Genomic DNA, 4,078 nt, shown 5'->3' with positions numbered 1-4,078 from the left:
GAAATCCCACTCAGCAGTACACAAACATCGACCACGTACTGCCATACCTAAATTAGTCAATTTCTTTTCATTACACCTCAAAGTTAGATCCTAAACCCGAACCCCGAACCCCGAAAATTAAAACTAGCTGGTCTGACCATTTGTTTTTCATCTTATTAACCTTTCTTTATCCTCTGTATTTTGTGTATTATTTGAACTTTGTTTAAATTACCTTACGCTGGCCTTACGGCTTTAAAACTGCTGTAAATTGACAGTAATTACGGTTTTTGATAACGTATGGCAAAATTTGGTATGACCAATTTACCTTTTGGTCAGGTCATTCAGTTAAAAGCCTTATTTAATGGGCTGTTAGCATTTATACAACGCGGACGTTGATTGATGTCTTTAAAAATTAAAGCGGCAAAATTATCTGATGTTATTTTACAACAACTTGAGAATATGATTCTTGAGGGGTCGTTAGCACCAGGAGAAAAGTTACCACCGGAGCGTGAACTCGCTAAGCAATTTGAAGTGTCGCGTCCGTCGTTGCGTGAAGCCATTCAAAAGCTTGAGGCAAAAGGGCTCGTAACCCGTCGTCAAGGTGGTGGAACGTATGTAAAAAATCAATTGGAAGAGGGGCTGACTGATCCGTTGTTTGATTTGATCAGTAAACACCCCGAATCGCAATTTGATTTATTAGAATTTCGTCATGCGCTAGAGGGAATTGCGGCTTATTACGCAGCACTTCGCGGCACAAGCAACGATTTTGCAAAAGTAAAACAAAGCTTTGATCAGATTGCATTAGCTAAAGATGAATTAAAGCAAAAAGCCAAAGCGATTAATGACTTTCATTTTTGCATCGCTGAGGCGTCTCATAACGTAGTGTTACTGCATTTAGTAAGAGGGATGCAAAGCTTACTTGAGCAGAATGTTTTACAAAATTTAACGGTATTACTTAAAAAGTCAGATATAAGCAGCCAATTAGCCGAGCATAGACGCTTATTAATGGATGCAGTGATTGACGGTAATCCTGAACAAGCTCGCTTAGCGAGTAATGCGCATTTAGCCTATATTGAAGAAGCATTGCTTGAAGCGGGTAAAGAGCATTCGCGAATTGAACGTAGTTTAAGACGCACCAAACAAAATTAAGCAAGTACATTCACTTTTAACTTGAGTTAACAGTGAAGTATTCAATACATAAAATTAGTATTTTAAACATAAGGAAACCTCCATATGTCTGAAGTCAATAAAATTGACGTAGACGCGCTAGAAACACAAGAGTGGTTACAAGCTCTTGAATCGGTTGTGCGCGAAGAAGGTGTTGAACGAGCTCAGTTTTTACTTGAGCAAGTGTTAGAACAAGCCCGTTTAGACGGTGTTGATATGCCAACAGGCATTAACACAAACTACGTTAATACGATTCCGGTTGATCAAGAACCTGCCTACCCTGGTGATGTAAATCTTGAGCGCCGTATTCGTTCAATTATTCGCTGGAACGCGATTATGATTGTATTGCGTGCATCGAAAAAAGATCTCGACTTAGGCGGCCATATGGCGTCTTACCAATCGTCTGCTGCATTTTACGAAGTGTGTTTTAACCATTTCTTTAAAGCGCCAAATGATGTTGATGGCGGCGATTTAGTTTATTACCAAGGTCATATTTCTCCGGGTATTTATGCGCGTGCATTTGTTGAAGGGCGTTTAAGTGCTGAACAGCTTGATAATTTCCGTCAGGAAGTAGATGGTAAAGGCCTACCTTCTTACCCTCATCCTAAATTAATGCCTGAGTTTTGGCAGTTCCCAACGGTATCTATGGGCTTAGGTCCAATTTCTTCAATTTACCAAGCGCGTTTCTTAAAGTACTTAGATGGCCGTGGATTAAAAGACACTAAAAACCAACGTGTATATGCGTTTTTAGGTGATGGTGAAATGGATGAGCCAGAATCACGTGGTGCTATTTCTTTTGCTGCCCGTGAAAAGCTTGATAACCTATGTTACTTGATTAACTGTAATCTACAGCGCTTAGATGGCCCTGTAATGGGTAACGGTAAAATCATTCAAGAGCTAGAAGGCCTATTTAAAGGCGCTGGCTGGAATGTTATTAAACTTGTTTGGGGAAGCGGTTGGGATATTCTGCTTGCTAAAGACACCACAGGTAAATTACTACAGTTAATGAACGAAACTGTTGATGGTGATTACCAAACATATAAAGCGAAAGATGGCGCGTACGTACGTGAACATTTCTTTGGTCGTTACCCAGAAACAGCAGCACTTGTTGCTGATATGACAGATGAAGAAATTTTCGCCCTTAAGCGCGGTGGTCATGAGCCTTCAAAACTGTTTGCTGCATTTAAAAAAGCAGAAGAAACGAAAGGTCGTCCAACAGTAATCCTTGCTAAAACAGTAAAAGGTTACGGCATGGGTGAAGCGGCTGAAGGTAAAAACATTGCGCACCAAGTTAAGAAAATGGATATGTCGCATGTGGCTCACTTACGCTCTCGTTTAGGCTTAGATGATTTAGTATCTGAAGAGCAATTAAAAGAGCTACCATACTTAGAGCTTGAAAAAGATTCTCCAGAGTATAAGTACCTTCATGCACGTCGTGATGCGCTACAAGGTTACACGCCAACACGTATCGCTAAGTTTTCTGAAAAGTTACAGTTACCAGAAGTAGATGCGTTCAAGCCATTACTTGAAGAGCAAAAGCGTGATATTTCAACCACTATGGGCTTTGTGCGTGCACTTAATATCTTATTAAAAGATAAAGGTATTGGTAAAAATATTGTGCCAATTATTGCCGATGAAGCACGTACTTTTGGTATGGAAGGTTTATTCCGTCAAATCGGTATTTACAACCCACATGGCCAAAATTACACCCCTCAAGACCGTGATATTGTTTCTTACTATAAAGAAGCAACCTCAGGGCAGGTATTACAAGAAGGGATTAACGAGCTAGGTGCAATGTCGTCATGGGTTGCTGCTGCAACATCTTACAGTACCAACGACTTACCGATGATCCCATTCTACATTTACTACTCTATGTTTGGTTTCCAACGTGTTGGTGACATGGCATGGATGGCAGGGGATCAACAAGCACGTGGTTTCTTATTAGGTGCTACAGCGGGTCGTACAACGCTAAATGGTGAAGGCTTACAGCATGAAGATGGCCACAGCCACATTCTTGCAAACACGGTACCTAACTGTATTTCTTACGATCCTACTTATGCATTTGAAGTAGCGGTTATCGTGCAAGACGGTATTCGTCGTATGTACGGTGAAGAGCAAGAAAACATTTACTACTATCTAACGCTAATGAACGAAAACTACCATCAGCCAGCAATGCCAGAAGGCGCTGAAGAAGGTATTCGTAAAGGTATCTACAAGCTAGAAAGCTACGAAGGTAAAAAAGCCAACGTACAGCTATTAAGCTCAGGTACTATCATGACTGAAGTGCGTAAAGCTGCGGCAATTTTAAGCGAAGAGTTTGGTATTGCGTCTGATGTTTACTCAGTAACTTCATTCAATGAACTTACCCGTGATGGACAAGATGTTGAACGTTTCAACATGCTTAACCCAGAAAGCGAGCAAAAAACGCCATACATCACTAGCGTATTAAACGATTCAGTAACTGTTGCTGCAACGGATTACATGAAAAACTACGCAGAACAAGCGCGTTCATTTATTCCAAGCAATAACTACAAAGTATTGGGTACAGATGGTTACGGTCGTTCAGACAGCCGTGAAAACCTACGTCGTCACTTTGAAGTTAACGCAAGCTACGTGGTAGTTGCGACATTATCTGAACTTGCTAAACGTGGTGAAGTTGAAAAGTCAGTGGTTGTTGAAGCAATTAAAAAATTCAACATCGACACTAACAAACTAAATCCACTGTACGCATAAGAGGTTTGCAATGAGTATTGAAATTAAAGTACCTGATATCGGTGGCGATGAAGTAGAAGTAACCGAAATACTAGTGAGCGTTGGCGATAAAGTTGAAGTTGACCAATCACTATTAAGTGTTGAAGGTGATAAAGCTGCGATGGAAGTACCTGCTGAACAAGCCGGTACGGTAAAAGAAATTAAAGTAAATGTGGGTGAC

General features: G+C 40.6%; 3 protein-coding genes. All 3 read left to right on the top strand.

All coding sequences use genetic code 11. The annotated features are described in order from the left end of the window. Nucleotides 1-378: 378 nt before the first annotated feature. A complete protein-coding gene (gene pdhR / locus CWC30_RS17840) occupies nucleotides 379-1,128 on the top strand; it encodes a pyruvate dehydrogenase complex transcriptional repressor PdhR (protein WP_008114937.1) in 750 nt (249 codons plus the stop codon). An 84-nt stretch (nucleotides 1,129-1,212) separates the two neighbouring features. Continuing rightward, nucleotides 1,213-3,879 (top strand): pyruvate dehydrogenase (acetyl-transferring), homodimeric type, encoded by a 2,667-nt coding sequence (gene aceE / locus CWC30_RS17835; RefSeq protein WP_138627764.1) that lies wholly within the window; start codon nucleotides 1,213-1,215, stop codon nucleotides 3,877-3,879. A gap of 10 nt (nucleotides 3,880-3,889) precedes the next feature. Then, on the top strand, nucleotides 3,890-4,078 hold a 189-nt coding region (locus CWC30_RS17830; RefSeq protein WP_138627763.1), incomplete at its 3' end, for a biotin/lipoyl-containing protein.

Origin of the sequence: Pseudoalteromonas sp. S4741 (assembly GCF_005886135.1) — a bacterium.
GTDB classification, from domain to species: Bacteria; Pseudomonadota; Gammaproteobacteria; order Enterobacterales; family Alteromonadaceae; genus Pseudoalteromonas; species Pseudoalteromonas tetraodonis.
Note: the sequence above shows the minus strand (reverse complement) of the source record. Positions and strands in the feature narration are given on the sequence as shown.

Coding starts and splice junctions, on each gene's coding strand:
- pdhR (WP_008114937.1), top strand. CDS start 379: ATGTCTTTAAAAATTAAAGCGGCAAAATTATCTGATGTTATTTTACAA.
- aceE (WP_138627764.1), top strand. CDS start 1,213: ATGTCTGAAGTCAATAAAATTGACGTAGACGCGCTAGAAACACAAGAG.